Annotated in this window: 21 protein-coding genes; 12 read left to right on the top strand and 9 right to left on the bottom strand. The window is 72.4% G+C overall.

Annotation, left to right across the window (positions count from 1 at the left end):
• The first annotated feature begins 25 nt into the window (after positions 1–25).
• Positions 26–1,045, top strand: coding sequence for a hypothetical protein (locus tag ASH01_RS16750; RefSeq protein ID WP_056778369.1), 1,020 nt, complete (start codon positions 26–28; stop codon positions 1,043–1,045).
• Between the two features lie 13 nt (positions 1,046–1,058).
• The gene (locus tag ASH01_RS16755) at positions 1,059–1,616 is read left to right on the top strand and encodes an RDD family protein (RefSeq protein WP_082619924.1); all 558 of its coding nucleotides are present in this window, start codon (positions 1,059–1,061) and stop codon (positions 1,614–1,616) included.
• Between the two features lie 91 nt (positions 1,617–1,707).
• On the opposite strand, the gene ASH01_RS16760 is transcribed toward ASH01_RS16755, so the two are convergent.
• The 7 genes from ASH01_RS16760 to ASH01_RS16790 form a co-directional block, all read right to left on the bottom strand.
• Positions 1,708–2,631: a carbon-nitrogen hydrolase family protein gene (locus ASH01_RS16760; protein ID WP_056778372.1), complete on the bottom strand. Its 924-nt coding sequence runs from the start codon at positions 2,629–2,631 to the stop codon at positions 1,708–1,710.
• Between the two features lie 2 nt (positions 2,632–2,633).
• The gene (locus tag ASH01_RS16765) at positions 2,634–3,293 is read right to left on the bottom strand and encodes an SRPBCC family protein (protein ID WP_056778374.1); all 660 of its coding nucleotides are present in this window, start codon (positions 3,291–3,293) and stop codon (positions 2,634–2,636) included.
• Complete coding sequence (gene cutA, locus ASH01_RS16770; RefSeq protein WP_056778377.1) at positions 3,290–5,731, bottom strand: aerobic carbon-monoxide dehydrogenase large subunit; 2,442 nt, start codon at positions 5,729–5,731, stop codon at positions 3,290–3,292. The genes ASH01_RS16765 and cutA overlap by 4 nt, the downstream gene beginning before the upstream one ends.
• The gene (locus ASH01_RS16775; protein ID WP_056778380.1) at positions 5,728–6,282 is read right to left on the bottom strand and encodes a (2Fe-2S)-binding protein; all 555 of its coding nucleotides are present in this window, start codon (positions 6,280–6,282) and stop codon (positions 5,728–5,730) included. The genes cutA and ASH01_RS16775 overlap by 4 nt, the downstream gene beginning before the upstream one ends.
• Positions 6,279–7,247: an FAD binding domain-containing protein gene (locus ASH01_RS16780; protein ID WP_056778384.1), complete on the bottom strand. Its 969-nt coding sequence runs from the start codon at positions 7,245–7,247 to the stop codon at positions 6,279–6,281. The genes ASH01_RS16775 and ASH01_RS16780 overlap by 4 nt, the downstream gene beginning before the upstream one ends.
• 146 nt (positions 7,248–7,393) lie before the next feature.
• Complete coding sequence (locus ASH01_RS16785) at positions 7,394–8,887, bottom strand: uracil-xanthine permease family protein (RefSeq protein WP_082619925.1); 1,494 nt, start codon at positions 8,885–8,887, stop codon at positions 7,394–7,396.
• 255 nt (positions 8,888–9,142) lie between these two features.
• Positions 9,143–10,867, bottom strand: coding sequence for a helix-turn-helix domain-containing protein (locus tag ASH01_RS16790; protein WP_235509641.1), 1,725 nt, complete (start codon positions 10,865–10,867; stop codon positions 9,143–9,145).
• Between the two features lie 125 nt (positions 10,868–10,992).
• On the opposite strand from ASH01_RS16790, the gene ASH01_RS16795 reads away from it, so the two are divergent.
• The 4 genes from ASH01_RS16795 (at position 10,993) to ASH01_RS16810 (ending at position 18,989) form a co-directional block, all read left to right on the top strand.
• A complete protein-coding gene (locus ASH01_RS16795; protein ID WP_056778391.1) occupies positions 10,993–11,943 on the top strand; it encodes an oxamate carbamoyltransferase subunit AllH family protein in 951 nt (316 codons plus the stop codon).
• On the top strand, positions 11,936–14,917 hold the full coding sequence (locus tag ASH01_RS16800) for a DUF1116 domain-containing protein (protein WP_056778395.1): 2,982 nt from the start codon (positions 11,936–11,938) through the stop codon (positions 14,915–14,917). Before ASH01_RS16795 ends, ASH01_RS16800 begins: the two co-directional genes overlap by 8 nt.
• A 137-nt stretch (positions 14,918–15,054) precedes the next feature.
• Entirely contained in the window at positions 15,055–16,953 is a 1,899-nt protein-coding gene (locus ASH01_RS16805; RefSeq protein ID WP_056778398.1) for an ABC transporter ATP-binding protein, read from the top strand.
• Positions 16,950–18,989 carry an ABC transporter ATP-binding protein gene (locus ASH01_RS16810; protein ID WP_082619926.1) on the top strand — a complete coding sequence of 680 codons (2,040 nt, stop codon included), beginning with the start codon at positions 16,950–16,952 and terminating at the stop codon, positions 18,987–18,989. The genes ASH01_RS16805 and ASH01_RS16810 overlap by 4 nt, the downstream gene beginning before the upstream one ends.
• 10 nt (positions 18,990–18,999) lie before the next feature.
• Here the strand turns inward: ASH01_RS16810 and ASH01_RS16815 are convergent, their stop codons facing one another.
• The gene (locus ASH01_RS16815; RefSeq protein WP_056778401.1) at positions 19,000–20,142 is read right to left on the bottom strand and encodes a phosphotransferase; all 1,143 of its coding nucleotides are present in this window, start codon (positions 20,140–20,142) and stop codon (positions 19,000–19,002) included.
• 54 nt (positions 20,143–20,196) lie between these two features.
• On the opposite strand from ASH01_RS16815, the gene ASH01_RS16820 reads away from it, so the two are divergent.
• From ASH01_RS16820 to ASH01_RS16845, 6 genes are all read left to right on the top strand, one after another.
• Positions 20,197–20,673 (top strand): MarR family winged helix-turn-helix transcriptional regulator, encoded by a 477-nt coding sequence (locus tag ASH01_RS16820; protein ID WP_082619927.1) that lies wholly within the window; start codon positions 20,197–20,199, stop codon positions 20,671–20,673.
• Between the two features lie 60 nt (positions 20,674–20,733).
• Positions 20,734–21,993, top strand: a complete 1,260-nt coding sequence (locus ASH01_RS16825; RefSeq protein ID WP_056778709.1) for an NAD(P)/FAD-dependent oxidoreductase — start codon at positions 20,734–20,736, stop codon at positions 21,991–21,993.
• A 196-nt stretch (positions 21,994–22,189) separates the two neighbouring features.
• Positions 22,190–23,392, top strand: coding sequence for a glycosyltransferase family 4 protein (locus ASH01_RS16830; protein WP_056778408.1), 1,203 nt, complete (start codon positions 22,190–22,192; stop codon positions 23,390–23,392).
• Positions 23,393–23,435: 43 nt separating this feature from the next.
• Positions 23,436–24,290, top strand: coding sequence for a bifunctional methylenetetrahydrofolate dehydrogenase/methenyltetrahydrofolate cyclohydrolase (locus ASH01_RS16835; RefSeq protein WP_056778412.1), 855 nt, complete (start codon positions 23,436–23,438; stop codon positions 24,288–24,290).
• A gap of 9 nt (positions 24,291–24,299) precedes the next feature.
• Positions 24,300–24,620: a DUF3017 domain-containing protein gene (locus tag ASH01_RS16840; RefSeq protein ID WP_056778415.1), complete on the top strand. Its 321-nt coding sequence runs from the start codon at positions 24,300–24,302 to the stop codon at positions 24,618–24,620.
• 10 nt (positions 24,621–24,630) lie between these two features.
• Positions 24,631–25,563 carry a glycosyltransferase gene (locus ASH01_RS16845; protein WP_162263894.1) on the top strand — a complete coding sequence of 311 codons (933 nt, stop codon included), beginning with the start codon at positions 24,631–24,633 and terminating at the stop codon, positions 25,561–25,563.
• Positions 25,564–25,637: 74 nt separating this feature from the next.
• Here ASH01_RS16845 and ASH01_RS16850 read toward each other — a convergent pair whose 3' ends face one another.
• Positions 25,638–26,627 carry a malate dehydrogenase gene (locus ASH01_RS16850; protein WP_056778421.1) on the bottom strand — a complete coding sequence of 330 codons (990 nt, stop codon included), beginning with the start codon at positions 26,625–26,627 and terminating at the stop codon, positions 25,638–25,640.
• Between the last annotated feature and the right edge of the window lie 163 nt (positions 26,628–26,790).

Here is a 26,790-nt window from a genome sequence, read left to right on the forward strand (position 1 = left end):
GCGCACCGAGGTGTGAGGACGAGGCATGGACGAGACCACGGCAGGCGGGACGGACGAGACCGTCGTGCGCTACGAGCCGCTGACGGCCTCGGACCTCGCCGAGCTGGTGCTCGGTCTGGCCGCGGTCGGGGTCGAGACCGCTGGCCGCGTCGTCGAGGCGATCCGGCCACCGACACTGGTCACGGCCGTCGTCAAGGCTCCGCTGACCGCGGCCCTGACCGACCTGGGCTCCAAGCTTCGGCGTGCGGACTGGTCGCAGGAGCTGCTCCGTCGTGGGCACTCGCGACGGGGCGAGCTGGGTCGACGCGTCGAGGTGACGGCCCAGCGGGTGGCCGCGGCCGTCGTCGAGGCCGTGCTCGACGTCGTGGACCTCACCGACATCGTCGTCGACCACGTCGACCTCGACGCGGTCGTGAGCACCGTGGACCTCGACCGTGCCGTCTCCCGGGTCGACATCGACGCGATCGTCTCTCGGGTCGACATCGACGCGATCGTCTCCCGGGTCGACGTCGACGCCATCGTCGAGCGGCTCGACATCGACGGGATCGTCGCCAGGGTGGACCTCGACCGGGCGGTGTCCAGGGTCGACATCGGGGCGGTCATCGAGCGGCTCGACATCGACGGGATCGTCGCCCGGGTGGACCTCGACCGCGCCGTCTCGGGTGTGGACATCGACGCGATCGTCGGCCGGGTCGACATCGACGCCATCGCCGCCCGCATCGACCTCGACGCGATCCTGGACCGGGTCGACGTCAACGCCGTCGCGCAGCGGCTGGACCTCGACGCCGTCGTGGGCAGACTCGATCTCATCGGCCTCGCCGAGTACGTCGTCGAGGAGATCGACCTCCCCGGCATCATCCAGAGCTCGTCCGGGGCCATGGCCTCAGAGGGCATGCGCGAGGTGCGCTGGCAGGGCGTCGGGGCCGACGAGCGCGTCGCGCACGTCGTCGACCGGATGCTCCGGCGCAGGCCGAGGGCGCCGGGTCCGGGCGTCCCTGCCACCGAGATCGCCACCCGACCCGTGATCCCCGGGTCAGCCGGATGAACGGCGCGGCGCCATGACGTCACCGTCGCGCCCCGGCCGGGACCCGGTGTCCCGGATCGTCCTGCCCGGCCCGGCCCGTTCGGTCCAGGGGCACCGCGCCGGCATCGTCACGCGGGTGGCCGCCGGAGCCGTCGACCTCGTCGTCGCCCTCCTCGGCGTCGCCCTCATGTATGCCGCGTGGGCGGGCACGATCTTCCTGCTCGGTCCGCAGTCCTTCCACTTCCCCGACCCCGGCGGCCTGCGACTGCTCCTGCTCGTGCTCGGGCTGCTCACGGCATACCTCACCGTCGCGTGGGCCACGACGGGCCGCACCTTCGGCAACCGCCTGCTCGGCCTTCGGGTCGTCGACGACGGCGGGCGCACGATCGGTCTCGCACGGGCCTTCCTGCGTGCCGCGGCGTGCGTCATGTTCCCGATCGTCCTCTTCTGGGTCGTCGTCAGCCGCGAGAACCGGTCGCTACCGGACATCCTGCTGCGCACGTCCGTCGTCTACGACTGGACGTCCAACGCAGGCCGGGGTCATGAGCCCACGTCGACCCCACGGGCGATCGTGCTGCCCCCGGAGGACTGAGCCCCGACGGCGCGTACCAACGGTCGTCGGTTCGTCGCCGCCGGGTCGGCGCCGGGTCGGCGCCGGATCGGCGCCGGGTCGCCGCCGGAGGTCAGCCGGCGTCGCCGCGGTGGATCGGGGCGTGCGGGAACGACGTCTCGGCGACGCCCTCGAGCTCGGCCCGGTGGTTGCGGATGAGGTCGAGGTTGCGGTCGCGCAGGTGGTCGAACGCCTGCCCGACGTTGGACCCCGGGGTCAGCGACGAGAGCGCGTCGGCCGGGTCGAGCCGGGCCGAGACCCAGCCCGGGTGCGTCGCAGCCTTGGCGACGATGTGGCCGATCGGCGTCACGATGTGCGAGTTGCCGAAGTAGAGCACACCCGCGGGGTCGGCACCGACGGCGTTGGCCCCGATGACGTAGACGTGGTTGTCGTAGGCACGCGCGCGCGACGTGAGGTCCCAGATGTCGGCGGAGCGCAGCAGTGCCGACGGCCGACAGATCACCTCGGCCCCCTGGACCGCCTGGATGCGCGAGAGCTCGGGGTAGTCGCCGTCGAAGCAGATGATCATGCCGATGCGGCCGAGCTCGGTGTCGCACACCGTCACGGTGTCGCCCGGCGTGACCCAGCCGCCGCCGCTGACGATCTCGGAGCAGAACGGGTGCGTCTTGCGGTAGATCCCCAGGACCTCACCCGAGGGGCCGACGAGCACCGAGGAGTTGTAGACGACGCCACGCTCGGGCCCGCGCTCGTAGGTGCCGACGCAGACGTGCACGCCGAGCTCACGGGCCACGGCCTGGATCGGCTCGACCATCGGTCCGGGCAGCTCGGTGACGAGGTCCCAGAGCTCCTCCTTGGAGCAGCCCGGGGTGAAGCCCGTCGTCGCGGTCTCCGGGAGCACGACGAGCTCGGCCCCGGTGGCTGCGACACACTGCCGCGTCATGTCGACGCACGCGTCGAGGTTGGCCCGGATGGTCTCGGCGCTGAGGGGGGCCGGGACGGGGGCGACCTGGACGGCCGCGGCGGTGAAGGCACGCATCGTCAGTTCCTCCGACCGATCGCCCAGCCGAGGAGGACACCGACGAGAGCGACGGCCCCGCCGGTGACGACGCCGAGGGCGTACTCGCGCCCGGCGAACGACCCCGTGGGAGCCGGCCGACCGGCATACGACACCGGGGTGCCGGGCGCCGCAGCGCCAGCAGGTATGCCGGGTGCCGCGGTCGGCGTGAGGGCCGCGGGGGCGCTCGGGGTGGCGGGGCGGACGCCCGAGATGTCGGCGTCGACGGCCGAGAAGAACTGGCCCGCCATCTTCTTCGTGACGCCGGCGAGCATCCGCTGGCCGACGCCGCCGATGACGCCACCCACGGACGCGTCCGCGTCGTAGGTCAGGTCGGTGCCACCGGCGCTCGACGGTGCGAGCCGCACGACGACGTCGGCGTCGACGGTCCCGGGCGCGCCCGCACCCGAGGCCTTCATGGTGAAGGAGCCGGGGTGCTGCGGGTCGCGCAGGGACACCTCGCCGTCGTAGGTGCCCTTGATGGCGGCGACACCCGCCGTCACGGTCATGGCGTAGTGGTCGGGGGCGAGCTCGGTGAGGCGCTCGCAGCCCGGCAGGCAGCGCGCGAGCACGGCCGGGTCGTGGAAGGCGTCCCACACCTGCTGCGGGTCGGCCGCGAGGGTGGCGGATCCGGTGATCTTCATGCGGTCGGCTCCTTCGATGACGGGTGCGTCGTGCGGGTCGTGCGGTGCAGGGACGGGATCTCGCCGTCCGCGTGGCGGCGGCGCAGCTCCCAGAGGTCGTAGGGCGAGATCGGCATCCGGGTGATCGGGAAGCCCTCGGCGTCCTCGATGGCCGACGCGATGACGGCCGACACGGGGATGCAGCCCGCCTCGCCGGCGCCCTTGATGCCCAAGGGGTTCAGCGGCGACGGGGTCTCGAGGTGGTCGGCCTCGATGGTCGGCACCTCGGACGCGTAGGGCATGAGGAAGTCCATGAAGCTCGCGTTGAGCAGCTGCCCCGACTCGTCGTAGGCCATCCGCTCGTACAGCGCGCCGCCGACGCCCTGCGCCACGCCGCCGTGGACCTGGCCCTCGACGATCATCGGGTTGATCATCGTGCCGCAGTCGTGGATGACGCAGTAGCGCAGGATCTTGATCTCGGCGGTGACCGGGTCGGTCTCGACGATGGCCGCGTGCATGCCGTTGGCGAAGGTCGCCTGGGTGGGGGAGTAGAAGTCCTTGCCCTCGAGGCCCGGCTCCTCGTCGTCGGCCACGGGGGGCTTGTCGGGGTCGAAGGTGCCGGCGAACTGCGTCGCGGCCTTGGCCGCCTCGTCGAACGCGTAGCGGAGCGGGTTGGAGAGCACCGACACCGTGCCGAGGCTCATCGACGTCGCCGGAGCACCCTTGACCCGCACCGTGCCCTCGACGATCTCGAGGTCCTCGGGCGACACCTCGAGGGCGTCGGCGGCGATGCGCAGCGCCTTGGCCCGCACGTTGCGAGCGGCGAGGGCGATGGCGCTGCCGCTCATGACCGCGGCGCGCGACGCGAAGGTGCCCACGGCATACGCCATCTTGCGGGTGTCGCCGGTGGTGACGTAGACGTCCTCCATGCGCACGCCGAGCTCCTGAGCGACGATCTGGGCGAAGACGGTCTCGTGCCCCTGGCCCTGCGACGTCAGGCCCGTCGAGACGTTGACCCGGCCGCTCGTCTCGATCTGGATGTGGCCCCCCTCGTAGGGACCGACGCCGGTGCCCTCGACGTAGCAGCCGATGCCGAGCCCGACCTTGCGGCCTTCGGCCTCGGCTTCGCGGCGGTAGTCGGCGAAGTCGTCCCAGCCGACGAGGTCCTTGAGCTTGGCGAGGCTGGCCGGGAAGTCGCCAGAGTCGTACTTGAGCGGGCGTCCGTCCTGGAAGAGCAGGCCGTGGTCCCACGGCATCTCGGCCGGGAGGATGAAGTTGCGCGAGCGCACCTCGGCGCGGTCGAGGCCGAGCTCGTCGGCGATGGCGTCCATCGTGCGCTCCATCGCGAAGCATCCCTGCGGCCGGCCGGCGCCCCGGTAGGGCGTCACGAGAACGGTGTTCGTGTAGAGCGACCAGAACTCGCAGCGGTAGGTCCCCGGCTTGTAGGGACCGAGCAGCTGGGTCGACGTGATGATCGGGACGATGATCCCGTAGGGGGTGTAGGCGCCGTTGTCGTGCCAGAGCTTGACGTCGAGGGCGAGCAGGTGGCCCTCGTCGTCGAAGCCGACGGTGACCCGCTGGAGCTGGCCGCGCTCGTGCGCCGCGCTGATGAAGTGCTCGCGCCGGTCCTCGGCCCACTTGACCGGGCGGCCGAGGAGGATCGCGGCCCACGGGACGAGGACCTCCTCGGGCCACGGGTGGACGATCTTGACGCCGAAGCCGCCGCCGACGTCGGGGGCGATGCACTCGACCTTCGCGAGCGGCAGGTCGAGCTTGGCGGCGACAGCGGCGCGCACGCCGGTCGAGGTCTGGGTCGAGGAGTACATCCGCAGCTCGCCGCGGTCGCGGTCCCAGCGGGCGTAGACGCCCTTGCCCTCCATGGGCATGCACGCGCTGCGCTCGATGTCGAGGTCGAGCGTCAGGGTGTGCGGGGCGGCGGCCATCGCGGCGTCGACGTCGCCGACCTCCTGGAGCATGTGGGCCGCGACGTTGTCGGGCACGTCGTCGTGCACGAGCAGCTCGCCGGAGCGGGCGGCCTCGATGCCGACGACGACGGGCAGCTGGTCGTAGGTGACGCGGATGCGCTGGCAGGCGTCCTCGGCGACGTAGCGGTCGGTGGCGACCACCATGACGATCGGCTCGCCGACGTGGTTGACCTCGTCCTTGGCCAGGGCGTAGCCGGTGCGGCCGTGGGTCAGCGTCGGGTGCGGGATGAGCAGGGGCAACGGCTCACCGACCCGGCCCGGGAGGTCCTCGTGGACGTAGATGCCGACGACGCCCTCGACCTCGATCGCCTCGGAGGCGTCGATGTCGACGATGCGGGCGTGGGCGTGCGGGCTGCGGACGAAGGCGGCGGCGAGGGCGTCGTGGCCGAGGTCGTCGAGGTAGCGGCCGCCGCCGGTGACGAGGCGAGGGTCCTCCTTGCGCCTGATCGGCGCGCCGAACATCTGCGTCGTCATGCCTGCTCCTCCGCCCGCTCGACCTTGATCTCGGCGGCGCGCAGGACGCTCTTGACGATGTTCTGGTAGCCGGTGCAGCGGCAGAGGTTGCCCGAGATCGCCTCTCGTGCTTGCTCGCTCGTCGGTGAGGGGTTCTCCTCGAGGTAGGCCGTGACGGTCGTGAGGAAACCCGGGGTGCAGAAGCCGCACTGGAGCCCGTGGCACTCGGCGAAGGCCTGCTGGACCGGGTTCATCGACTCGCCGGTCGGGGCGACGCGCGCGTCGGGCGCCGAGCAGAGGCCCTCGACGGTCGTGATCGCGTGGTCCTGCGCCGTGACGGCGAACATGAGGCACGAGCGCATCGGCTGGCCGTCGACGAGGACGGTGCAGGCGCCGCAGACGCCGTGCTCGCAGCCGACGTGGGTGCCGGTCAGCTCGAGGTCGTGGCGCAGGAAGTCCGAGAGCAGCCGGCGGGCGGGCACGGCGGCGGAGCGACGTACGCCGTTCACGGAGACCGTGACGTCGTGGAGCCGCTCCGTGATGCCGGCAACATCGGGTCCGAGGTCGGTCATCGTCCTCCCCTTTCCTCACCGAACGCAGCGTTCGGTCGCGAACTCAGTGGTCTAACAGCGCTTTCGCGACCGAACGCAGCGTTCGGTGCGGGGCGTCGGGCGCGGTCGGCGGCCTGGGGGAGGACCCGACGGGTCAGCTCGGTGACGAGCATGCGGCGGTAGTCGGCGCTCGCGTGGATGTCGCCCTCCGGGTCGACGTGTCCACGCACCGCCTCGGCGGCGGTGTCGAGCGCCGCGTCCCACGCGCCCGAGCCCGGCTCGACCCCGTCGAGGGCCGGTCCGAGGTCGAGGACCGAGGGCACGTCGGTGACGGAGACGAACGAGGCGCGGGCGCCGGAGACGACGCCGTCGGCGACCGTCAGGGCCACCCCGACGCCGGCCATGGCGTAGTCGCCGTGACGTCGGGCCGCCTCGGTGAAGGCCGTGCCGGTGCCGGCCGGGAAGCGGCCGAAGCGCACCGCGACGGCGAGCTCCTCGGCCGCGAGCGACGTCTCGAGGGCGCCGAGGAAGAAGTCGGACCACGCGATCTCACGCGTCCCGGACGGGCCCGCCACCTCGACGACCCCGTCGGTCAGGGCGAGGATCGCGGGCATCTCACCGGCCGCGTCGGCGTGGGCGATGGAGCCGACCGTCGTGCCGCGGTTGCGGATGGCCGGGTGGGCGACGTTGACGAGCGCCTGGCGCAGGAGGGGGAGGGCGGCATACGCCTCCGCGGAGCGCTCGAGCCCAGCGTGGCGCACGAGGGCGCCGACGCGTACGGCCTCGGGTGTCACCTCGACGGTGTCGAGGCCGGCGACGCGGTTGATGTCGACGAGGTGCGCCGGAGAGGCCAGGCGCATGTTGAGGATGGGGATGAGACTCTGGCCGCCCGCGAGGACCTTGCCGTCGTGCCCGACCTCGGTGAGGACGGAGACGGCCTGCTCGACGGTGAGCGGTGCGTGGTGCTCGAAGGGGGCGGGCTTCACCGAACTGATCCTGCCTTCCGACCCCCGGTGGGGACTAGTGATGGTTGTGCATCGCTGCTCGTGGGCTTTTGGCAACTTCTGCCCTGAACGGGCCGTGGGCCCCCGATCCGAGATCGGGAGCCCACAGGCCGGTGGTGCGTGATGCCTCAGTGGCGCCGCAGGTCCGGTCCGCCCGGGCGGTCCTGGTAGAGGTCGTCGATGCCGTCGGCGTCGCCGTAGTCCCCTTCCCGTTCGCCGAGCGAGATCATCGTGCCGCTCGCGGCGTCGGCTCGCTCACGCAGGTCTGTCGGGGCGAGGGCGCGGGCCGCGTGGTAGGCCACGATGGTCACGATCGTGCCGAGCGCGATGCCACCGAGCGTGAAGTCCGACGTGAAGACGAGCGAGACGCCGCCGATGCCGATGATGATGCCGGCCGCGATGGGCACGAGGTTGATCGGGTTGCCGAAGTCGACCCCGTTCTCCTTCCAGATCTTCGCGCCGAGCAGGCCGATCATGCCGTAGAGCACGACGGTGATACCGCCGAGCACGCCGCCCGGCACAGAGGCCACGAGCGCGCCGAACTTCGGCGAGAGGCCGAAGATGATCGCGACGACCGCGGCAACGTAGTAGGCCGCCGTCGAGTAGACGCGGGTGGCCGCCATGACGCCGATGTTCTCGGCATACGTCGTCGTCGGCGAGCCACCGACCGAGCTGGCGATGACGGTGCCGATGCCGTCCGCGGCGATGGCGCGACCCATGTAGGGGTCGAGGTTCGACTTCGTCATCTCGGCGACGGCCTTGACGTGGCCGGTGTTCTCCGCGATGAGCGCGATGACGGCCGGGAGGACGAGCAGGATCGCGGCGACCGAGAACGACGGCGCGTGGATGCCGACGATCTCCTTGCCGTCGGCGCCGGTCGTCGACGTCGGCGGGAGGCCGAACCAGGGCTGGCTCGCGAGGTTGTCGAAGTTCGTGCGGAAGTGCGTCGTGACCTTGCCGGCGCCGGCGTCGAAGGACGTGATCTGGCCGAACACCTTGTCGAAGATCCACGAGATGATGTAGCCGAAGATCAGGGCGAGGAAGACCGCGATGCGCGACGCGAAGCCCTTGAAGGCGACCGCGCAGATGATCGTGAACGCCATGACGAGCAGCGCGACCCACTGGTCCTGGGGCCAGTAGATGCTGGCGACGACCGGCGCGAGGTTGAAGCCGATGAGCATGACGACGGCGCCCGTCACGACCGGCGGCAGCACCTTGTGCAGCACCGCGGACCCGGCGAAGTGGATCGCCACACCGACGAGTGCGAGCACGACGCCGGCGACGAGGATCGCGCCCGTCACGTCGGCGGAGGTGCCGCCCTGGGCGCGGATGGCCGCCACCGCACCGACGAAGCTCGCCGACGTGCCGAGGTAGCTCGGGACCTTCCCCTTGACGATGAGCAGGAAGCAGATCGTCGCGATGCCGCTCATCATGATCGCGAGCTGGGCGTTGAGACCCATGACCAGCGGGAAGACGAAGGTCGCCCCGAACATCGCTACGACGTGCTGCGCACCCAGACCGACCGTCCTGCCCCACGCCAGTCGTTCGTCAGGGGCCACGACGTCGTCGGGGCCCATCGTCTTGCCGTCCCCGTGCAGTTTCCAGCCCAAGCCCAAAGCCATTCCGACTCCTATGGTTGCCCCATGAGGTGATGGGGGTCACGTCCCACTCCGGGATGGCCGAAAACTACTCCCACGACAGGGGACTGCGTTCGTCAAACGTTGATACACGCCGACGGAGCCCCTCTGGCAGGAGATGACGTATGCCGTCACCCCCGTTCCCGGCGGTCCGCCTGCTCCCGCCGTGGAAGCTCACACCCCGCGGGGTGCCGTGTTCCACGAACCGCGCGACACGGCATACGCAAGGGGGTGTGACGGTCAGATGCCGCGCATCTGGTGGATCTTGAGCGCAAGGGCGAGGGTGAGGCGCAGGTCGGCGTCGGTCGTGAACGGGCCGAGGATCTTCTCGAGCTTGCCGATGCGGTAACGCAGCGTGTTGTAGTGGAAGAAGAGCAGGCGCGCGGTCTCGGCGACGTTCATGTTCGTGTCGATGAGGATGCTCAGGGTCTGGCGGAGGCCGGCGTACTCCGGTGAGTCGTCGGTGGCCAGCTCGCGCAGCGACTCGGTGACGAAGCGGCGCAGGTCGGCGCCGTCGGGGATGAGCGCGAGCAGGCGGTAGATGCCGAGGCCGTCGACGTGGGTCGTGGCGCCGTCGCCGTGCATCTGGCGGCCGACGGTGACGGCCGAGAGCGCCTCGTCGTATGCCTGGGGCAGGCCGGCGACCGAGGTGATGGGCCGCGAGACTCCGGCCGAGAAGCTGCGTCGACCACCACCGCCGTCGCCCCGCACGACCCGGACGTACTCGCCGACGATCCGCATGACCTGCTCGGTCTCGGCGCCGGAGGGGACGCCGATGAGGGCGACCACCTCGCGGCTGAATCCCATGACGGGAGAACGGGAGTCGCGCACCGCCACGGCGTGCGTCCAGGCACGGGCGAAGCGCTGCTGCAGGAAGCGCACCTCGTCGGCGTCGCGGGTCGAACGGTCGTCGTCCTCGTCGGTCTCGGCCACGACGACGACCATGGGCCGGTCGATGTCCCAGCCGAGCGAGCTGGCGTGGGCGACGGCATCGACGGGGGAGCCGGCACGTCCGGCGAGAGCGTCGCGGAGGAACTCGGCGCGGTACTTGCTCTCGACCGCCGAGACGGCCTGGTCCTTGGTGATGGCGAGGGCGGCGACCGTCGCGGCTCGCTCGAGCAGCCGCACGTCGTCGACCGTCAGGTGCCGGTGGCTGCAGAACGCCATGAGGACGCCGTGGTCGAGGTGGCCGGCGACGATGCGTACGGCGGAGCGGTTGGCGGTCGGGCCCTCGGGGCGGGGGCCCATCGGCTCGGCCTCGGTGAGCAGACGTCCCGTGCGGTCGAAGCACTCGAGGGACAGCGCGTGGTCGAGCTCGCGCTGCGAACCGGCGCGGGCGATGACGCGGCCGTCGGTCGTCGTGACCATCACGGCGCCGTCGAGGAAGCCGACCACCTGCTCGCAGAGGTCGTCGAGCGAGCCGCCGGCGAGGACGATCTGCACGAGGGCCCGGTCGGCGTCCTCGAGCCGGCGCAGGATCGCGGTCTGGTGCTCGAGCATGGCGCTCAGCACGTCGGTCGTGAAGGTCGCGATGTGGTCGAGCGGGACGTCGATGAGCGGCAGGCCCGACGACTCGGCGGCCTTGACGAGGGCGGCGAGTCGCTTGCCCGACAGCCCGGAGACGACGAGCCCTGCGGCTCCGGCGGTGTCGAGGGCGGCGACCGTGGCGGCGAGCGACGCTGCGTCACCGTCCTGCTCCGCGAGGGCCGCCGCGTCGGCGAGCACGAGCCGGTGGGTCAGCCGGGCCGGGGCGTTGTCGCCCAGGGCGGACCGGAGCGGCGTCGTGCTGTCGACGCTGACGTCGAGGCGTGCGGCCTCGGCCCGGACGACGCCGTGCGCCGCCGCGGCGAGACCGGCGATGAGCCGGAGCGAGATGCCGGACACCTCGGGCTCGGGCTCGCCGGAGCGCCCCGCGGCTGGCAAGTCACCCTCGGGCAGGGGCGGATCGTTGGCAACTTTCACCATGAGCGCACCCTACCCACCGTCGATAGCGTCACGTCAGCGGTCCGCGGCAGGCGGAGCGCCACGGAGCCGGTCCGGGCCTGGACGGCACGGACGGCAGCGGTCTCACGACGGAGGTGCGCGCGGGGATGGACGACCTCGACCTGACGCTGCTGCCGGCTGCGGTGTCGCCTCTCGTGGCGGGCGAGGTGGCCGGAACCCCGCGGCGCTGCCGCGTGCTCGGCGCCTTCCCGACGTGCCTCTACCTCGATCTCGGCGCCCACGAGCGGGTCCTCGCCGTGCTCGCCTCCGACGCCGTCGCACTGCCCATCGGCGTCCGCCTCGCGATGCCGTCGTCCGAGATCCGCTGGGGTGTCGAGCCCGGCGCCCACGTCGTCGTCGGGGAGGGGCGGGTGCGCCTGCCCCGCGCCGACGTCGTCGCGGCCCGGCTGCTCCGGCCGGCGCGAGTGCGTCCCGCGCCGCGCGGATCCGCTGGTGACGGCTGGCTCCCCGAGCCCGGAGTCCTCGGCGACCTCGCCCACGACCTCACCGCGGCGGCCCTCGCCGGCCGCTCGACCGACAAGGGGGTCCGCGGACTCGTCGGCGTCGGGCGCGGCCTGACCCCGAGCGGCGACGACGCGCTCTGCGGCGTCCTGCTCACCCTGGCCGCGGTCGATGCTCCGCCGGCCCGGCGCGCCCTGTCGGCGGTGCGCACCGCCGTCCGCTCGGTGCTGCCGTGGACGACGAGCCTGTCGGCCGCGCTCCTCGTCGCCGCGGGGGCGGGGTATGCCGTCCCGGACGTCGCGCGCCTCGTGACCCGTCTGGTCTCCGGGCCCGGGTCAACCAACAGGTCGGCCGGCGCCACACCGGGACTGAGCCGGGCAGGTGCACCGTCGAGCCTGTTGGTTGACCCGCGGGAGGCAAGCGACCTCAGCGACCTCGTCGACCGGGTGCTCGCCATCGGGCACACCTCCGGCCGCGACCTCCTGTCGGGAGTCAGCGGTGCGCTGCGCGCCGTCGACGCACTCGATTCCGTCCCCCGCCCCGAACCCCGACCTGCCCCAAGACCCGAATCCCAGGAAGGACTCCACCGTGGCTGACCACGTCGAGCTGAGAACCGGCGCCTACTTCGACTCCGTGACCCTCATGCAGGTCTCGCGCACCGTCGCCGCCGCTCCCGGCGTCGAGGCCGCGCAGGTCGCGATGGCGACCGAGCTCAACCTCGAGGTCATCCGCGGCATGGGCTTCGACGTGCCCGACTCGGCGCCCAACGACCTCGTCGTCGCCATCCGCGGTGACGAGGCCGCCATCGCTGCCGGGCAGGCTGCGCTGGAGTCCGCACTCACCCAGAGCCGTTCTGCCGCAGGCGCGTCCGCCGGCTTCGGCGAGGCGCCGACGGCCCGCACGCTCGGCGGTGCGATCCGCCTCTCGGGCGCCGACCTCGCGCTCGTCTCGGTACCGGGGGAGCACGCCGTCACCGAGGCGCTCGACGCCGTCCGCGCCGGGGTGTCGGTCATGGTCTTCTCCGACAACGTCCCGGTCGAGGACGAGGTGCGGCTCAAGGACGCCGCTGCCGCTGCCGACGTCCTCGTCATGGGACCCGACTGCGGCACGGCCGTCGTCGGTGGCGTCGCCCTCGGCTTCGCCAACGTCGTGCGACCCGGCTCCGTCGGCCTCGTCGCGGCATCCGGCACGGGCGCCCAGCAGGTCATGTGCCTCCTGGACGCCGCAGGTGTCGGCATCAGCCACTGCCTCGGCGTCGGTGGCCGCGACCTGTCGTCCGCCGTCGCCGCCCGCTCGACGAAGCAGGCGCTCGCCGCGCTCGCCGCCGACCCGGAGACGACGTCGCTCGTCGTCGTCTCCAAGCCTCCCGCTCCCGAGGTGCTCGCCGACCTGGAGGCGTATGCCGCCGGGCTGGGCAAGCCGGTCCACTGGGCCACGCTCGGGGCCGGGCGGCCGGACCTCACGGCGGCCGTCGAGTCGGTGCTGACCGCCGTCGGCGCGGACGTGCCGGTCTGGCCGACGTGGGAAGCCGCGGGCGACCGATCGGCCACGACGTCCTCCGGGTCGCTGCGCGGTCTCTTCTGCGGCGGCACCCTCGCCGACGAGGCGATGCTCGTCGCGGGTCCGGTGCTCGGCGACATCCGCTCCAACATCCCGCTGCGGCCAGAGCTCGCACTGGGAGCCGACCTGCGCGACCCGGGCCACGTCGTCATCGACTTCGGCGACGACACGATGACCCGCGGGCGCGCCCACCCCATGATCGACCCGTCACTGCGCCTCGACCGCATCGCCGTCGAGGCAGCCGACCCGACGTGCGGCGTGCTCCTCCTCGATCTCGTGCTCGGCCACGGCGCGCACGCGGACCCCGCTCCGGAGCTCGCTGCCGCCGTCCGTGCTGCCCGCGAGACCGCCGCCGCGAGCGGTCGTGAGCTGCCCGTCGTCGTCTCGGTCACCGGCACCACCTCCGACCCGCAGGGGCTCGACCGGTCGGCGCAGGCTCTCGCGGACGCCGGCGCCGACGTCCTCCTCTCCAACTCCGCAGCCACGCGCCGCGCCCTGCAGCTGCTCGGCCACGACGTGACGGCACCGGAGAGCGCGACGGGCGACACGGCATACGCCCCCGTTGCCGGGACGGCCACCGACGTCGGTGCCGAGCCGCTCCACGGACTGCTCGCAGCGGACGTCACGGTCGCAGCGGCCGGGGTTTCGCTCTTCTCGGATGCCCTTCGGGCGCAGGCGGTCTCGGTGACCGAGGCCTCGTGGCAGCCGCCGATGGCGGGAACGGCGGCCGAGCTCGGTCGGGTCCTGGCCGACCCCCGCCGCGACGCCGCCAACGCCGAGGCACTGCGCCGGATGACCGCGGCAGGTGCCGACCTCGTCGACGTCCGTCCGGCCCACGAGGTGCTCGGGCTCGAGCGGGGCACCTTCCTTCACGCGGGGCCACCCATCGAGTTCGCCCGCGCCTCAGGGCCGCTCAAGGGTGCGCTCATCGGCGCGATGCTCTTCGAGGGGCTCGCCGACACGGCCGAGGAGGCCGAGGCGAAGCTCGAGAAGGGCGACGGCATCACGCTGGAGCCGTGCCACCACCGCGACGCCGTCGGCCCGATGGCCGGCGTCATCAGCCCGTCGATGTGGGTCTACGAGCTGCGCGACGAGGTGCACGACAACACGTCGTGGTGCTCGCTCAACGAGGGGCTCGGCAAGGTCCTGCGCTACGGCGCCTACGGTCCCGAGGTCATCGACCGGCTGCGGTGGATGAACTCCGTGCTCGGCCCGATCCTCCAGCAGGCCGTGCGCACCCGGGTCGAGCAGCAGGGCCCGATCGACGTCAAGGCGATCATCGCCCAGATGCTCCAGATGGGCGATGAGGGCCACAACCGCAACCGCGCCGGATCGCTCATGCTCCTGCGCGAGCTGCTCCCGACGATGATCACGGCCGACGCGTCGTCGACCGACATCGCGGAGGCCGTGCGTTTCTCCGGTGCCAACGAGCACTTCTTCCTCAACCTCGGTATGCCGGCCTGCAAGCTGAGCACCCTTGCCGCCCATGGCATCCCGGGATCCTCGGTGGTGACGACGATGGCGCGCAACGGCACCGACTTCGGCATCCGCGTGTCGGGGACCGGCGACGCGTGGTTCACGGGTCCGGCCAACACGCCCGAGGGCCTCTTCCTCGGGTCCTACGGCCCGGACGACGCGAACCCCGACATCGGCGACTCGGCGATCACCGAGACGGCCGGCATCGGCGGCTTCGCGATGGCCGCCGCGCCGGCGATCGTGAAGTTCGTCGGGGGCGACGTGCCGTTCGCGCTGCGGGCCACGCAGACGATGTACGAGATCACCGTCGGCGAGCACACGGCCTACCAGGTGCCGATCCTCGAGTTCCGTGGCACGCCGACCGGCATCGACGTGGCCTCCGTCGCGCGGACCGGCATCCTGCCGCAGATCAACACCGGCATGGCCGGTCGCGTCGCGGGCACGGGCCAGGTCGGCGCGGGTCTCGTGACCCCGCCCGAGCAGTGCTTCACCCAGGCTCTGACTGCTCTCGCCGCGGCCGCGGGCGAGGGCTGACGGAGCGGCCCCTCAGCTCGGGTCGCGCGGTCGTCGTCGGCCGCGCGGCCCGACCCTCCCTCCGGACCCGACACGCATCTGCCGTGGGAGAAAAGAAGTGGGGCGCTGTCGGCGGCGCGACCTAGGGTGGACAGGCCATGCGAGACTTTCCGCCCCCGATCCGGGCCTACACCGACCGAGGCGCCGAGGCGCCCGACACCCGCTCGCCGCGGGCCTTCCTCTGGTGGATGGTGCGGCAGAACGGCGGCCTGTTCTGGGCCGGGCTGCTCGTCGCCCTCATCTGGATGGTGCCGCAGACGGTCGGGCCGTGGATCGTGGGCCGCGCCATCGACACCGGCATCGTCGCGGGCGACCCGTCGGCGACGATGCAGTGGGTCCTGGTGCTGGGTGCCGTCACCCTCGTCGGCGCGTGCAGCGGCATCCTCTTCCACACGGTCATCGTCCGCGAGTGGCTCATCGCCCTCTACGGCACGACGAAGCTCGTCACGCGCAAGGCGCTCCAGCTCGGCCACGTGCTGACCCGGCGCACGCCGACCGGCGAGGTGCTGTCGGTCTCGGGCAGCGACGGTGACCAGTTCGGTGCCCTCATGGAGATCAGCACGCGGGCCATCTCGCAGCTCGCCGCCTATCTCGTCGTGGCCGCCATCGTGCTCAGCACGTCGGTGCGCATGGGCGTCCTCGTGCTCGTCTCGGCGCCGCTGCTCGTCGTCCTCGGCACGCCGCTGCTGCGGCCGATGCAGCGCTGGCAGGGCGTCGAGCGCTCCCGCAACTCCGAGCTGACGTCGATGGCGACCGACATCGTCGGCGGCCTGCGGATCCTGCGCGGCATCGGCGGTGAGGAGACCTTCGGCGGCAACTACGCCGGGCAGTCCCAGCGCGTGCGCCAGTCCGGCGTCTCGGCCGGTCGCTGGCTCGCCGCCGTCGAGTCCGTCGGCGTCCTGCTCTCCGGTGGCTTCGTCGTCGCCCTGATGTGGCTCGGCACGCGCGAGGTCGCGCAGGGCCGGCTCACGGTGGGCCAGCTCGTCAGCTTCCTCGGCTACGGCCTCTTCCTCGTCCAGCCGATGCGCACCTTCGTCGAGTTCGCCCAGAAGTGGACCCGCTCGGTGGTCTCCGCGCGCAAGGCCGTCGCCGTCCTGTCGCAGCGTCCGCCGTGGGTGCACCCCGACGAGCCGGCCGGCCTCGACACGGGCGCCGAGATCGTCGACGGGACGTCCGGGGCGACCATCCGACCGGGCATCCTCACGATGGTCGTCTCGGCCGTGCCCGACGATTCTGCGGCCCTCGCCGACCGCCTCGGCCGCTACCTGCCCAGCGACGAGGGCGCACTCGTCAGTGACGAGATCCCCGAGGAGCTCAAGGGCCGCGCCGCCAAGCGGGAGCGCTCGGCGCGCGCCAGGGCCCGGGAGGAGCAGGCCCGCCGCGACGAGGAGCGGGCTCGTCAGCCGTGGGGCGTCACCGTCGGCGGCGTCGACCTCTCCCGCGTGGAGCTCGACGAGGTACGCCGTCGCGTCCTCGTCAGCGACACCTCGCCCCAGGTGTTCGCGGGGACCCTGCGCTCGGCCGTCGACCCGCTCGGCCGGCTGACGCGGGAGCAGGCCGAGCGGGCGCTGCACACCGCCGCCGCCGACGACGTCTTCGACGCCCTCCCGGGTGGGTGGCAGGGCGAGCTCGAGGAGCGCGGACGGGGGCTGTCCGGTGGTCAGCGCCAGCGGCTCGTGCTGATGCGCGCCCTCGCCGCCGATCCCGACGTCCTCGTGCTCGTCGAGCCCACCTCGGCCGTCGACGCCCACACCGAGGCCCGCATCGCGTCCCGTCTCGGGGAGCACCGGGCGGGGCGCACCACGGTCGTCATGACCGCCTCGCCGCTGCTGCTCCATCACGCCGACGAGGTCATCCTCCTCGAGGGTGGGGTCGCGACCGCCCACGGTCGGCACGCCGACCTGCTCGCCGACTCGCCGGCCTACCGCTCGGTCGTCGTCCGCGGCGGCGACGCCGACCCGTCCGTCCTCTCCCACCTCGCCGAGGAGTCCCGATGAGCCGCGCCGACAGCACGGTCGCGACGACCGGCGCCCCGGACGCCGCCGGCATCGCTGACACCACGGACGTCGCGGACGCCACGTGGGTCTCGCTGCTGCCCGAGGTGCTCGCAGCCGAGTCCGCCCGCACCTGGGACTCCGCCATCCACGCGCCCGCGGTGCCCGACGAGCTGCGGCCGCCGCAGTCCGCCTCGGTCGGGGAGCGGCTCAGCGCGCTGCACCGGCGCCACCTGCTGCGCGAGCGGCGGGCCCAGGAGTTCGTCGCCGACACGATGAACGCCCGCACCGGCCTGCCCATCGCCGACAACGCACGCGTCGTGCGCTTCATCGGCGGGCTGCTCTCGCAGGAGCGGCTGCTCGTCGTCGCCGTCGTCCTCGCCAACGCGCTCGCCGCCACGGCGGGCCTGCTCGTGCCGCGGCTGCTCGGTGAGCTCGTCGACTCGACGGTCGCCGACGTCGAGGCGGGCCGGGTCGATGCCGCCATGGCTGGGGCCAACTCCGCGGCGCTCGTCGTCGCCGGGCTCGTCGTCGTGCAGAGCGCGTTCACCTTCGCGGCCAAGATCTCCTCGACGGTGCTCGGCCAGAGCGTCCTCGCGACGGCCCGCGAGTACATCGTGCACGCGATCCTGCGGCTGCCGCTCTCGCGCGTCGAGAGTGCGAGCTCCGGCGACCTCGTCACGCGAGTCACCCGCGACGTCGGCACGATGAGCGAGAGCGTGCGCTGGGCGCTGCCCGAGGCCATCATCGCGAGCATCACCGTCGTGCTGACCCTCGTCGCCATGGTGAGCAACGCGCCGCTGCTGTCGTTGCCGTCGATCGTCCTCATGTCGCTCGCGCTCTTCCAGGTGCGCCGCTACCTCGGGCGCGCGCCGAAGGGCTACCTCACCGAGGGCGGCACCTACTCGCGCATCAACACCACGCTCACCGAGACCGTGGAGGGCGCCCGCACCGTCGAGGCCCTGGGCCTGACGCGTCACCGCCTGCGTCGCGGCGACGAGGACATCGAGGTGTCCGGCCAGGCCGAGCGCTACACGATGACGCTGCGCAACCTGCTCTTCGCCGTCATGGACATCGCCTTCAGCCTGCCGCGGGTGCTCGTGCTGCTCCTCGGCGCCATCGGCTACGCCCAGGGCTGGGCCACCCTCGGTCAGATCACCACGGCGATCCTCTACACCGAGGCGCTGTGGGGGCCGTTCGACATGCTCGTGCACACCGTCGACCGGGTCCAGGTCGGCATCGCGTCGACGACCCGACTGCTCGGCATCGCGACCGTCCCGCCCGACCGTGAGGCAGGCGCCGACCGACCCACCGGGCCCGAGCTCGTCGGCACCGACCTGCGCTACGCCTACCGCGCCGGTCACGACGTGCTGCACGGCATCGACCTCGACCTCGGCACGGGGGAGCGCCTCGCGATCGTCGGTCCGAGCGGCTCCGGCAAGTCGACGCTGGGTCGCCTGCTGTCGGGCATCCACGGCCCCCGCACCGGGTCGGTGACGGTCGGCGGCGTCGAGCTGACGTCGCTCCCGCTCGACCAGCTGCGCACCGAGGTCGCCCTCGTCACCCAGGAGCACCACGTCTTCATCGGGTCGGTGCGCGACAACGTCGTGCTGGCGCGCGAGGGCTCGACCGACGAGGAGGTCCGCGAGGCCCTGCGCGCCGTCGACGCCCTCGAGTGGGTCGAGCGGCTCCCGGAGGGCCTGGACACCAAGCTCGGCTCGGGCCACCAGGTGCTGACCCCGGGCCGCGCCCAGCAGATCGCCCTGGCCCGACTCATCCTCGCCGACCCGCACACCATCGTCCTCGACGAGGCGACATCGCTCATCGACCCGCGCACCGCCCGACACCTCGAGGGCTCGATGAACGCGCTGCTCACCGGGCGCACCGTCGTCGCGATCGCGCACCGCCTCCACACGGCGCACGACGCCGACCGCATCGCGGTCGTCATCGACGGGCGGGTCGCCGAGCTCGGCAGCCACGACGAGCTCGTCGAGCAGGACGGGGAGTACGCCGCCCTCTGGCGGGCCTGGACCTCCTGACCGCGGGAGGTCAGGCGTCCACGCGGGCGAGGCGGCGGCGTACGACCGGAGCCGTGAGGTCGAGCATGGCCCGGGTCAGGGCCACCCGCTCACGGACCGTTCGACGCAGCGAGTCCGAGTCCGGGCCGCGAAGCTCGACGGTCGGCAGCGCCGTGAAGAGCGAGCGCGCGAAGAGGGACCCGAGGTAGCCGAAGCGCACGTCCTCCGGGTCGGCGGCGTAGCCCTCGTCAGCGAGGCCACCCAGGTAGGCGTCGAAGATCGCGGCGTCGATGCGCGCGATGTCGGACGCCGGGGTCAGCCCCGCATGCATGGGTCCGACGAGCAGCTGGCCGAGGTCGAAGCCGACGGCGAGCGGCGAGCCGAAGCCCCAGTCGATGACCACGAGGTCGTCCTCGCCGTTGCAGATGAGGATGTTCTGGATGCTCGCGTCACCGTGGGCATACGTCTGGGGAAGGGCCTCTAGCTCGGCGAGGACGTCCAGGACCAGCGGGAGGAGCTCCCGCAGCTCGTCACGCAGATCGGGGTCCCCCGGGTCACGGAGGGCCTCGGCGAGAGCGGGCCGCGACCAGAGGTCGTCGTCGGCGAGGTCGGTGCCGGCACCGATCAGCACCCGGCCCTCGACGAGGTAGCGCAGCGCCGCACCGTCGGGCAGCCGGCACGTCTCCGGGAGACGGTCGTTGACGGGTGCGCCCGACCGGCGACGGGCGGCTAGCCGCCCGAGCAGCCTTGCCGCACGGGCGAGCTCGTCGATCGTCCACGGGCCGCGGCGCTCGTCGACGAACTCCCACCAGAGCCCGATGTGGTCATCGTCGAAGACCTCATGATGGTGCAGTGCGGGCATCCGCATGCCGGGTGGCAGCACCTCGTCGATCCCCGACAGCGTCATGTCGAGCTCGAAGCGCCACGGGAAGAAGTCGACGAACGAGTCGCGGAGGGGTCCTTCGGGCACGTGGACGAGACCGGGCCAGAGGCGCGGGTGTCGCAGCAGCTTGACGAACCACACGGCCTCGCCGCCGTCCGGGCCCGCGGCCGAGGCGTGCCACAGCCCCGCCGTCGCGGGCGAGCCCCAGTCGTAGTCGAAGGGCGAGAGGGTGACGGCGTCGACGGGGACACGGGCCAGCCGTGCCGTGACACCGGTGATGTCGACTGCCATGAGTCCCCCTCAGAAAGTAAAGCGTCTTGACCATTTCGAGGATAGGGTCGGAGCATGGCGCGAGGCAAGAGCGTAGGTATGCCGTCCGCACCCGCGGGTGCCGACGACGACCTCCCGGACCACCTCTTCCGCTGGTCGGATGCCTTGGGGCGCAGGCTGTCCCGAGAGATGCGGGCCATCGCGCCCCCGGACCTCGAGGCGATCGGTGGTCGGCGGGCGCGGCTGCTCCAGATCATCCCGGCCGACGGCCTGCGGGTCACCGACCTCGCGTCCCGCGCCGGCGTCACGAAGCAGGCCATCGGTCAGCTCGTCGACACCCTCGAGGAGCTGGGCCTTGTGCAGAGCAGCCCGAGCGAGTCGGACCGCCGCGTGCGCTGGGTGGCACGGACCCCCGGAGGCGATGCCGTCGTCGACCAGACCCTCGCGCTCATCGCGGAGGCCGAGGACCGGCTCCGCGCCGAGGTCGGTCGGGCCCGCTACGACGCGATGCTCGTGACGATGCGGGAGCTCGGCCGCGACGTCACCTGGTGAACCGAGCGAACCGAGGGCGTGGGTCTCGACGGGCACGGGCTCGCGTGTGAAGGTGTGGACATGACCACTGACACGACCGGACAGCAGGGGCGCACGGCATACGTGATCGTCGGCGGAGGGCTCGCCGCGGCGAAGGCCATCGAGGGGATCCGCGAGAGCGACACGGACGGTGCCATCGTCCTCGTGACGGAGGAGGACCGGCTGCCCTATGAGCGGCCGCCGCTGTCCAAGGCCGTGCTCAAGGGCGAGGACGAGATGGAGACGGCCTTCACCCACGACCGCGACTGGTACGCCGAGCAGGGGGTCGAGCTGCGACTCGGCAGACCCGCCACGTCTCTCGACGCCGAGCAGCACGTGCTGACGCTCGCCGACGGCGACGCGCTTTCCTACGAGCGGCTGCTCATCGCGACGGGATCGTCGGCACGCGCGCTCGACGTGCCCGGCGCGGACGTCGACGGCGTGCTCTACCTCCGTGAGATGCAGGAGTCCGAGGCGCTCAAGGCGCGCTTGACCGACGGGGCCCGCATCATCATCGTGGGCGCCGGGTGGATCGGCCTCGAGGTCGCCGCGGCGGCCCGCGACGCCGGCTGCAGCGTCACCGTCATCGAGCCCCAGGCTGCACCCCTCCTCGGCGTCATGGGCGAGCAGGTCGGGGGCTGGTTCGCGCAGCTGCACCGGGGGCACGGGGTCGAGTTCCGGTTCGGCGACGGCGTCGAGCGCATCGAGGGCGAGACCGCGGTGACGGGCGTCGTCACGACGTCCGGCGAGACCCTCCCGGCCGATGCCGTCGTCGTCGGGGTCGGCATCACGCCCAACACCGGGCTCGCCGAGGGCGCCGGCATCGACACCGCCAACGGCATCACGACCGACGAGGCGCTGCGCACGTCGGCCGAGGGCGTGTGGGCGGCCGGTGACGTCGCGAGCTGGCGTTCCACGGCGCTCGACACGAACGTCCGCGTCGAGCACTGGGCCAACGCCCACGACGGCGGGCTCGCGGCGGGTCGCTCGATGGCGGGCCAGGACGTCACCTACGACCCGATCCCGTTCTTCTTCTCCGACCAGTACGACATCGGCCTCGAGTACGCCGGCTACGTCCCGCGCGGGTCCGACGCCGAGGTGCTGCTGCGCGGCGAGCCGTCGAGCAACGAGTTCATGGCGTTCTGGGTCGTGCCCGAGGGCGACGGCGTGCGCGTGCTCGCGGGCATGCACGTCAACGTCTGGGACACCATCGACGACGTCCAGCGGCTCGTGCGCGACCGCATCGTCGTCGACCGGGACCGGCTCACCGATGCCGACGTCCCCCTCGCCGACCTGACCTGACCTGACCTGAGCTGTCCTGACCTGACCTGACCTGGTCTCACCCAGCTGAGCCGCCGTCCCGGCCCCGACGTCGCCGACGTCGGGGCCGGTCCTGTTATGTCCGTTGTGCTCACGTGCGGCTCGTGCGTCTCGTACGCTCTGACCGTGGCGGCGTGCCACGCGTTCTCGGGGCCCGCGCGATGCAGGAGTGAGGACGATGGACCCCTCGAGGCAGCACGAGCACGCGTCCTCAGCGACGGTGCCGCTCGTCAGCCCGGTGGCCCAGCTCGCCTACGTCTTCTCGGAGTACTCGACGGCGACGGGCAACGCCATGTCGACGAAGATCAACGCGCAGGCGCGCGCCCACGAGTCCCTCGGCGGCCGCACCTACGTCGTCGTCAGCGACCGTCGCCGGCACGACTACGACGACGGCACGCTCGTGCGCTACGCGTCGGCGCGCTCGACCCGGCGCGAGTGGTTCACCGACCTCGAGCGACGCGTCGATGCCGTATGCGGTGTCACCGTCGGGCGCCGACCGCTCGTCGCGCGGTTCCACCGGGAGGCGCTCGACGCCGTCCCCGCCGACGCGGAGGCTCTCGTCGTCTACAACTACGCCGGCGCCGTGACCGACCGGCTCGTCCGCCGGTCCGGCGGCAAGGTGGTGCTCCACCTCGGCAACGACGTCTTCCGCTCGTGGCGCGCCTCGGAGATCCGACGGGTCATCGCACGCACCCACGTCACCGTGGCCGTCAGCGACCACCTCGTCGCGACCATCGTCGACCGGATCGGCCACCGACCCGAGAACCTGCACGTCCTGCGCAACGGCGTCGACTCCGAGACCTTCCGGCCTGTCCCACGCGTCCCCGGTGCGCCCGTGACGATCCTGTCCGTCGGCAACGTCATGCCGCACAAGGGGGTCCACCACCTCATCGCGGCGGCGGAGGTGTTGGCCAGGCGCACCCGCGACTTCCGGGTCCACGTCGTCGGCTCGGCCGGGCTCCGTCCTGCCGACGGCCTCTCGGCCTACGAGCTCGCGCTGCGGCGCGCTGCCGCACCGCTCGGCGAACTCGTGCGGTTCACCCCGTTCGTCGACCGGCGCGCGCTGCCCGCCGTCTACGGTGCGGCCGACGTCTTCGCGATGCCCGTCGAGTGGCAGGAGCCGGCCGGTCAGGTGGTCACCGAGGCGATGGCCTCGGGGCTGCCGGTGGTCTCGGCCCGCAGCGGCGGCATACCGGAGTACCTCGGGCCCGACGGCGTCTACATCGACCCGCGCGACACCGTGCGCTTCGCCGACGCGCTCCACGCGCTCGTCACGTGCCCGACCGAGCGGGTCAGCCGCGGGCAGGTCCTGCGCACGCGGGCCGAGTCCATGACGTGGGAGCGCAACGTCGCCGAGCTGATGCGCCTGCTGGCCGACTGAGCCGCGAGCACGCCGCGCGGGCAGGGGTGGCAGGATGTCCACCGTGACGGCACAGATCCTCGACGGCAAGGCCACCCTCAAGGCGATCAAGGTCGAGCTGACCCAGCGGGTCGCTCGCCTCCGCGAGCAGGGGGTCGTGCCCGGCCTCGGCACGGTGCTCGTCGGCGACGACCCGGGCAGCCACTGGTACGTCAACGCCAAGCACAAGGACTGCGCCGAGATCGGCATCACGAGCCTGCGCCGTGACCTTCCGGCCACCGCCAGCCAGGCCGAGGTCGAGGCCGTCATCGACGAGCTCAATGCCGACCCCACGTGCACCGGCTTCCTCGTCCAGCAGCCGACCGGCCTCGACGAGATGGCGCTGCTCTCGCGCGTCGACCCGAGCAAGGATGTCGACGGCCTGCACCCGATGAACCTCGGCTGGCTCGCGCTCGGCAAGCCGGCCCCGCTGCCGTGCACGCCGATGGGCTGCATCGAGCTGCTCCGCCGTCACGACGTGCCGATCGCGGGCGCCAAGGTCGTCGTCATCGGGCGCGGCCTCACCGTGGGCCGCCCGCTCGGCCTCATCCTCACCCGCAAGAGCGAGAACGCCACCGTGACGCTCTGCCACACGGGCACCAAGGACCTCGCCGCCGAGGTGCGGCAGGCTGACATCGTCATCGCCGCGGCCGGCGTGCCCGGCATCGTCACCAAGGCCATGGTCAAGCCCGGGGCCGCGGTGCTCGACGTCGGCGTGAGTCGCGTCGACGGCAAGATCGCCGGCGACGTCGCCCTCGACGTCGCCGAGGTCGCCGGGTGGGTCAGCCCCAACCCGGGCGGCGTCGGCCCGATGACCCGGGCACTGCTGCTCACCAACATCGTCGAGGCGGCCGAGTCCTCGGTCGCGTCCGGCGCCTGAGCGGCCCCGATGCAGTGGCGGGGTAGTGGCTTCGTCGTCCTCGGCTGGTGGTACCTCGTCGCCGGTCTGGCCGCCGTCGGGGTCCTCGTCATCGCCTTCCTCGACGTCCGGTGGGGCGGACGCATCATGGCCGGGGCGTTCTTCCTCGGCGCGTTGATCCGGCTCGTGGCCCGACCCTCGCGCAAGGCGGGTGGGCTCAACGTCCGCTCCCGCACCCTCGACGTCGTCATCCTGCTGACGCTGGGCATCGGGGTGCTCATCGCGTCGGCCACCGTCAACGTCCGTGCCGACGTGCCCGACCGCACCTCCGTCGGCCGCACCGCGCGCTGACCGGGCGACCGTGCCGAGCCCTTCGCCTCCGGCGTTCGAGCACTACCTCCTGACCCGCTTCAGCGCGGTCTTCTCGGCCGACGTCCCGGCGCAGGAGGAGTGGCTGCGCTACCGCCTCGGCTTCTTCGTCGACGCCTGCTGGTCCTCGGTGCGCAGCCAGCAGGGCGCGGACTTCACCTGGCTCGTCCTCTTCGACGACCGCTGCAGCGACGACTTCCGCGCCGACGTCGAGGCTCTCGCCGAGGGCACGTTCACCCCGGTCTGGAGCCACGAGCGGTGGACGCCGTCGATCTTCGGCCGCGCGATCGCCGAGCGCAGCCCGGCGGACAGCGCTTCGCCCTGGCTGCTGACGACCCGCCTCGACAGCGACGACGCCATCGCGCGCGACTTCATGGCGGGCGCGCAGGGCGAGTTCGCACCGATGGAGGGCCTCTTCGTCGACTTCCCGCGCGGCATCCAGATCGACCGGAGCGGCGCCACCTACCTCTACGACCAGCTCTCGAGCCCCTTCCTCACGCTCGTCGAGCGCCGCCGCGCCGAGACGACGCCGCGCACCGTGTATGCCGCCCGGCACGCCCGCGCACGCGAGTGGGGTCCTCTCCGGGAGGTGAGTGCGCCGCCGATGTGGGTGCAGGTCATCCACGGCACCAACCTGCTCAACATGACGGTCGGCGCCCGGATCTCACCCCGCGTCGTCAACGAGCGATTCGACCTCGAGCTCGTCTACGAACGGGACGTGCCGACGTGGGACCTGTTGCGCCAGAAGGCAGTCCACCGGGTCCGGCTCGTTCGCCTGTGGGTGCGCCACCCCGGCGAGCTGACGAAGCTCGTCGAGGCGAAGTACTGGCGGCTGCGCGGCACGCACGTGCGGCCGCAGGGCATGTCGCCCTCGCTGACCGAGGCCGTCAAGGCGAGGGCCGCCCGGCTGGGCTGGCGTCGCTGACCCGGACACACGGCATACGCGAAGGGCGCCGCCCACCTCGTGGTGGACGGCGCCCTTCGACGTGAGCGGTCGGCTCAGATGAGGCCGAGACCCTTGACGGCGTCGCGCTCCTCGGCGAGCTCGGCGACCGAGGCGTCGATCTTGTCGCGCGAGAAGTCGTCGATGTCCAGGCCCTGGACGATGCTCCACGCGCCGTCCTTGACGGTGACGGGGAAGGAGGAGATGAGCCCCTCCTGCACGCCGTAGGAGCCGTCGGAGCGCACGGCCATCGAGACCCAGTCACCGTCGGGCGTGCCCTGCACCCACGTGCGGGCGTGGTCGATGGTCGCGGAGGCAGCCGATGCGGCCGAGCTGGCGCCGCGCGCCTCGATGATCGCCGCGCCGCGCTTGGCGACGGTCGGGATGAACGTGCCGGCCAGCCAGTCCTGGTCGCCGACGGCCTCGGCGGCGTTGCGGCCACCGACTTCGGCGTGGAACAGGTCGGGGTACTGGGTCGCGGAGTGGTTGCCCCAGATCGTCATCTTCTTGATCTCGGTGACCGGCACGCCGAACTTGGCGGCGAGCTGGCTGATCGCGCGGTTGTGGTCGAGGCGCGTCAGGGCCGAGAAGCGCTCGGTCGGGATGTCGGGGGCGTTGCTCATGGCGATGAGCGCGTTGGTGTTGGCCGGGTTGCCGGTCACGGTGATGCGGATGTCGTCGGCCGCGACCTCGTTCAGGGCCTTGCCCTGCGGGGCGAAGATGCCGCCGTTGGCCTCGAGGAGGTCACCGCGCTCCATGCCCGGGCCGCGGGGGCGCGCGCCGACGAGGAGGGCGTGGTTGACGCCGTCGAAGACCTTCGTCGCGTCGTCGCCGATCTGGACGCCGGCGAGGCTCGGGAAGGCGCAGTCGTCGAGCTCCATGACGACGCCCTCGAGCGCCTTGAGCGCGGGGGTGATCTCGAGCAGGCGCAGCTCCACCGGGGTGTCGGGCCCGAGCAGGGCACCGCTCGCGATGCGGAACAGGAGGCTGTAGCCGATCTGGCCGGCGGCGCCGGTGACGGCGACCTTGACGGGGGTAGTGCTCACAGGTAGGCCCTTCACATCGGTGTGGCGCTGGACGTTCCGACGCTATCAGTGGCCACCTGCTCGTCCGGACGGGCGCCCGTGCTCAGCGCGGGCCCGCCGCATGCGTACGCAACGGGCGTGACGACGATCACGCGGGCCCGGTGAGCGCTGCCGACGGCCCACC

Origin of the sequence: Terrabacter sp. Soil811, assembly GCF_001429655.1 — a bacterium.
Classification (GTDB): domain Bacteria; phylum Actinomycetota; class Actinomycetes; order Actinomycetales; family Dermatophilaceae; genus Terrabacter.

Coding starts and splice junctions, on each gene's coding strand:
- ASH01_RS16750 (WP_056778369.1), top strand. CDS start 26: ATGGACGAGACCACGGCAGGCGGGACGGACGAGACCGTCGTGCGCTAC.
- ASH01_RS16755 (WP_082619924.1), top strand. CDS start 1,059: ATGACGTCACCGTCGCGCCCCGGCCGGGACCCGGTGTCCCGGATCGTC.
- ASH01_RS16760 (WP_056778372.1), bottom strand. CDS start 2,631: ATGCGTGCCTTCACCGCCGCGGCCGTCCAGGTCGCCCCCGTCCCGGCC.
- ASH01_RS16765 (WP_056778374.1), bottom strand. CDS start 3,293: ATGAAGATCACCGGATCCGCCACCCTCGCGGCCGACCCGCAGCAGGTG.
- cutA (WP_056778377.1), bottom strand. CDS start 5,731: ATGACGACGCAGATGTTCGGCGCGCCGATCAGGCGCAAGGAGGACCCT.
- ASH01_RS16775 (WP_056778380.1), bottom strand. CDS start 6,282: ATGACCGACCTCGGACCCGATGTTGCCGGCATCACGGAGCGGCTCCAC.
- ASH01_RS16785 (WP_082619925.1), bottom strand. CDS start 8,887: ATGGCTTTGGGCTTGGGCTGGAAACTGCACGGGGACGGCAAGACGATG.
- ASH01_RS16790 (WP_235509641.1), bottom strand. CDS start 10,867: ATGGTGAAAGTTGCCAACGATCCGCCCCTGCCCGAGGGTGACTTGCCA.
- ASH01_RS16795 (WP_056778391.1), top strand. CDS start 10,993: ATGGACGACCTCGACCTGACGCTGCTGCCGGCTGCGGTGTCGCCTCTC.
- ASH01_RS16805 (WP_056778398.1), top strand. CDS start 15,055: ATGCGAGACTTTCCGCCCCCGATCCGGGCCTACACCGACCGAGGCGCC.
- ASH01_RS16810 (WP_082619926.1), top strand. CDS start 16,950: ATGAGCCGCGCCGACAGCACGGTCGCGACGACCGGCGCCCCGGACGCC.
- ASH01_RS16815 (WP_056778401.1), bottom strand. CDS start 20,142: ATGGCAGTCGACATCACCGGTGTCACGGCACGGCTGGCCCGTGTCCCC.
- ASH01_RS16820 (WP_082619927.1), top strand. CDS start 20,197: ATGGCGCGAGGCAAGAGCGTAGGTATGCCGTCCGCACCCGCGGGTGCC.
- ASH01_RS16825 (WP_056778709.1), top strand. CDS start 20,734: ATGACCACTGACACGACCGGACAGCAGGGGCGCACGGCATACGTGATC.
- ASH01_RS16830 (WP_056778408.1), top strand. CDS start 22,190: ATGGACCCCTCGAGGCAGCACGAGCACGCGTCCTCAGCGACGGTGCCG.
- ASH01_RS16840 (WP_056778415.1), top strand. CDS start 24,300: ATGCAGTGGCGGGGTAGTGGCTTCGTCGTCCTCGGCTGGTGGTACCTC.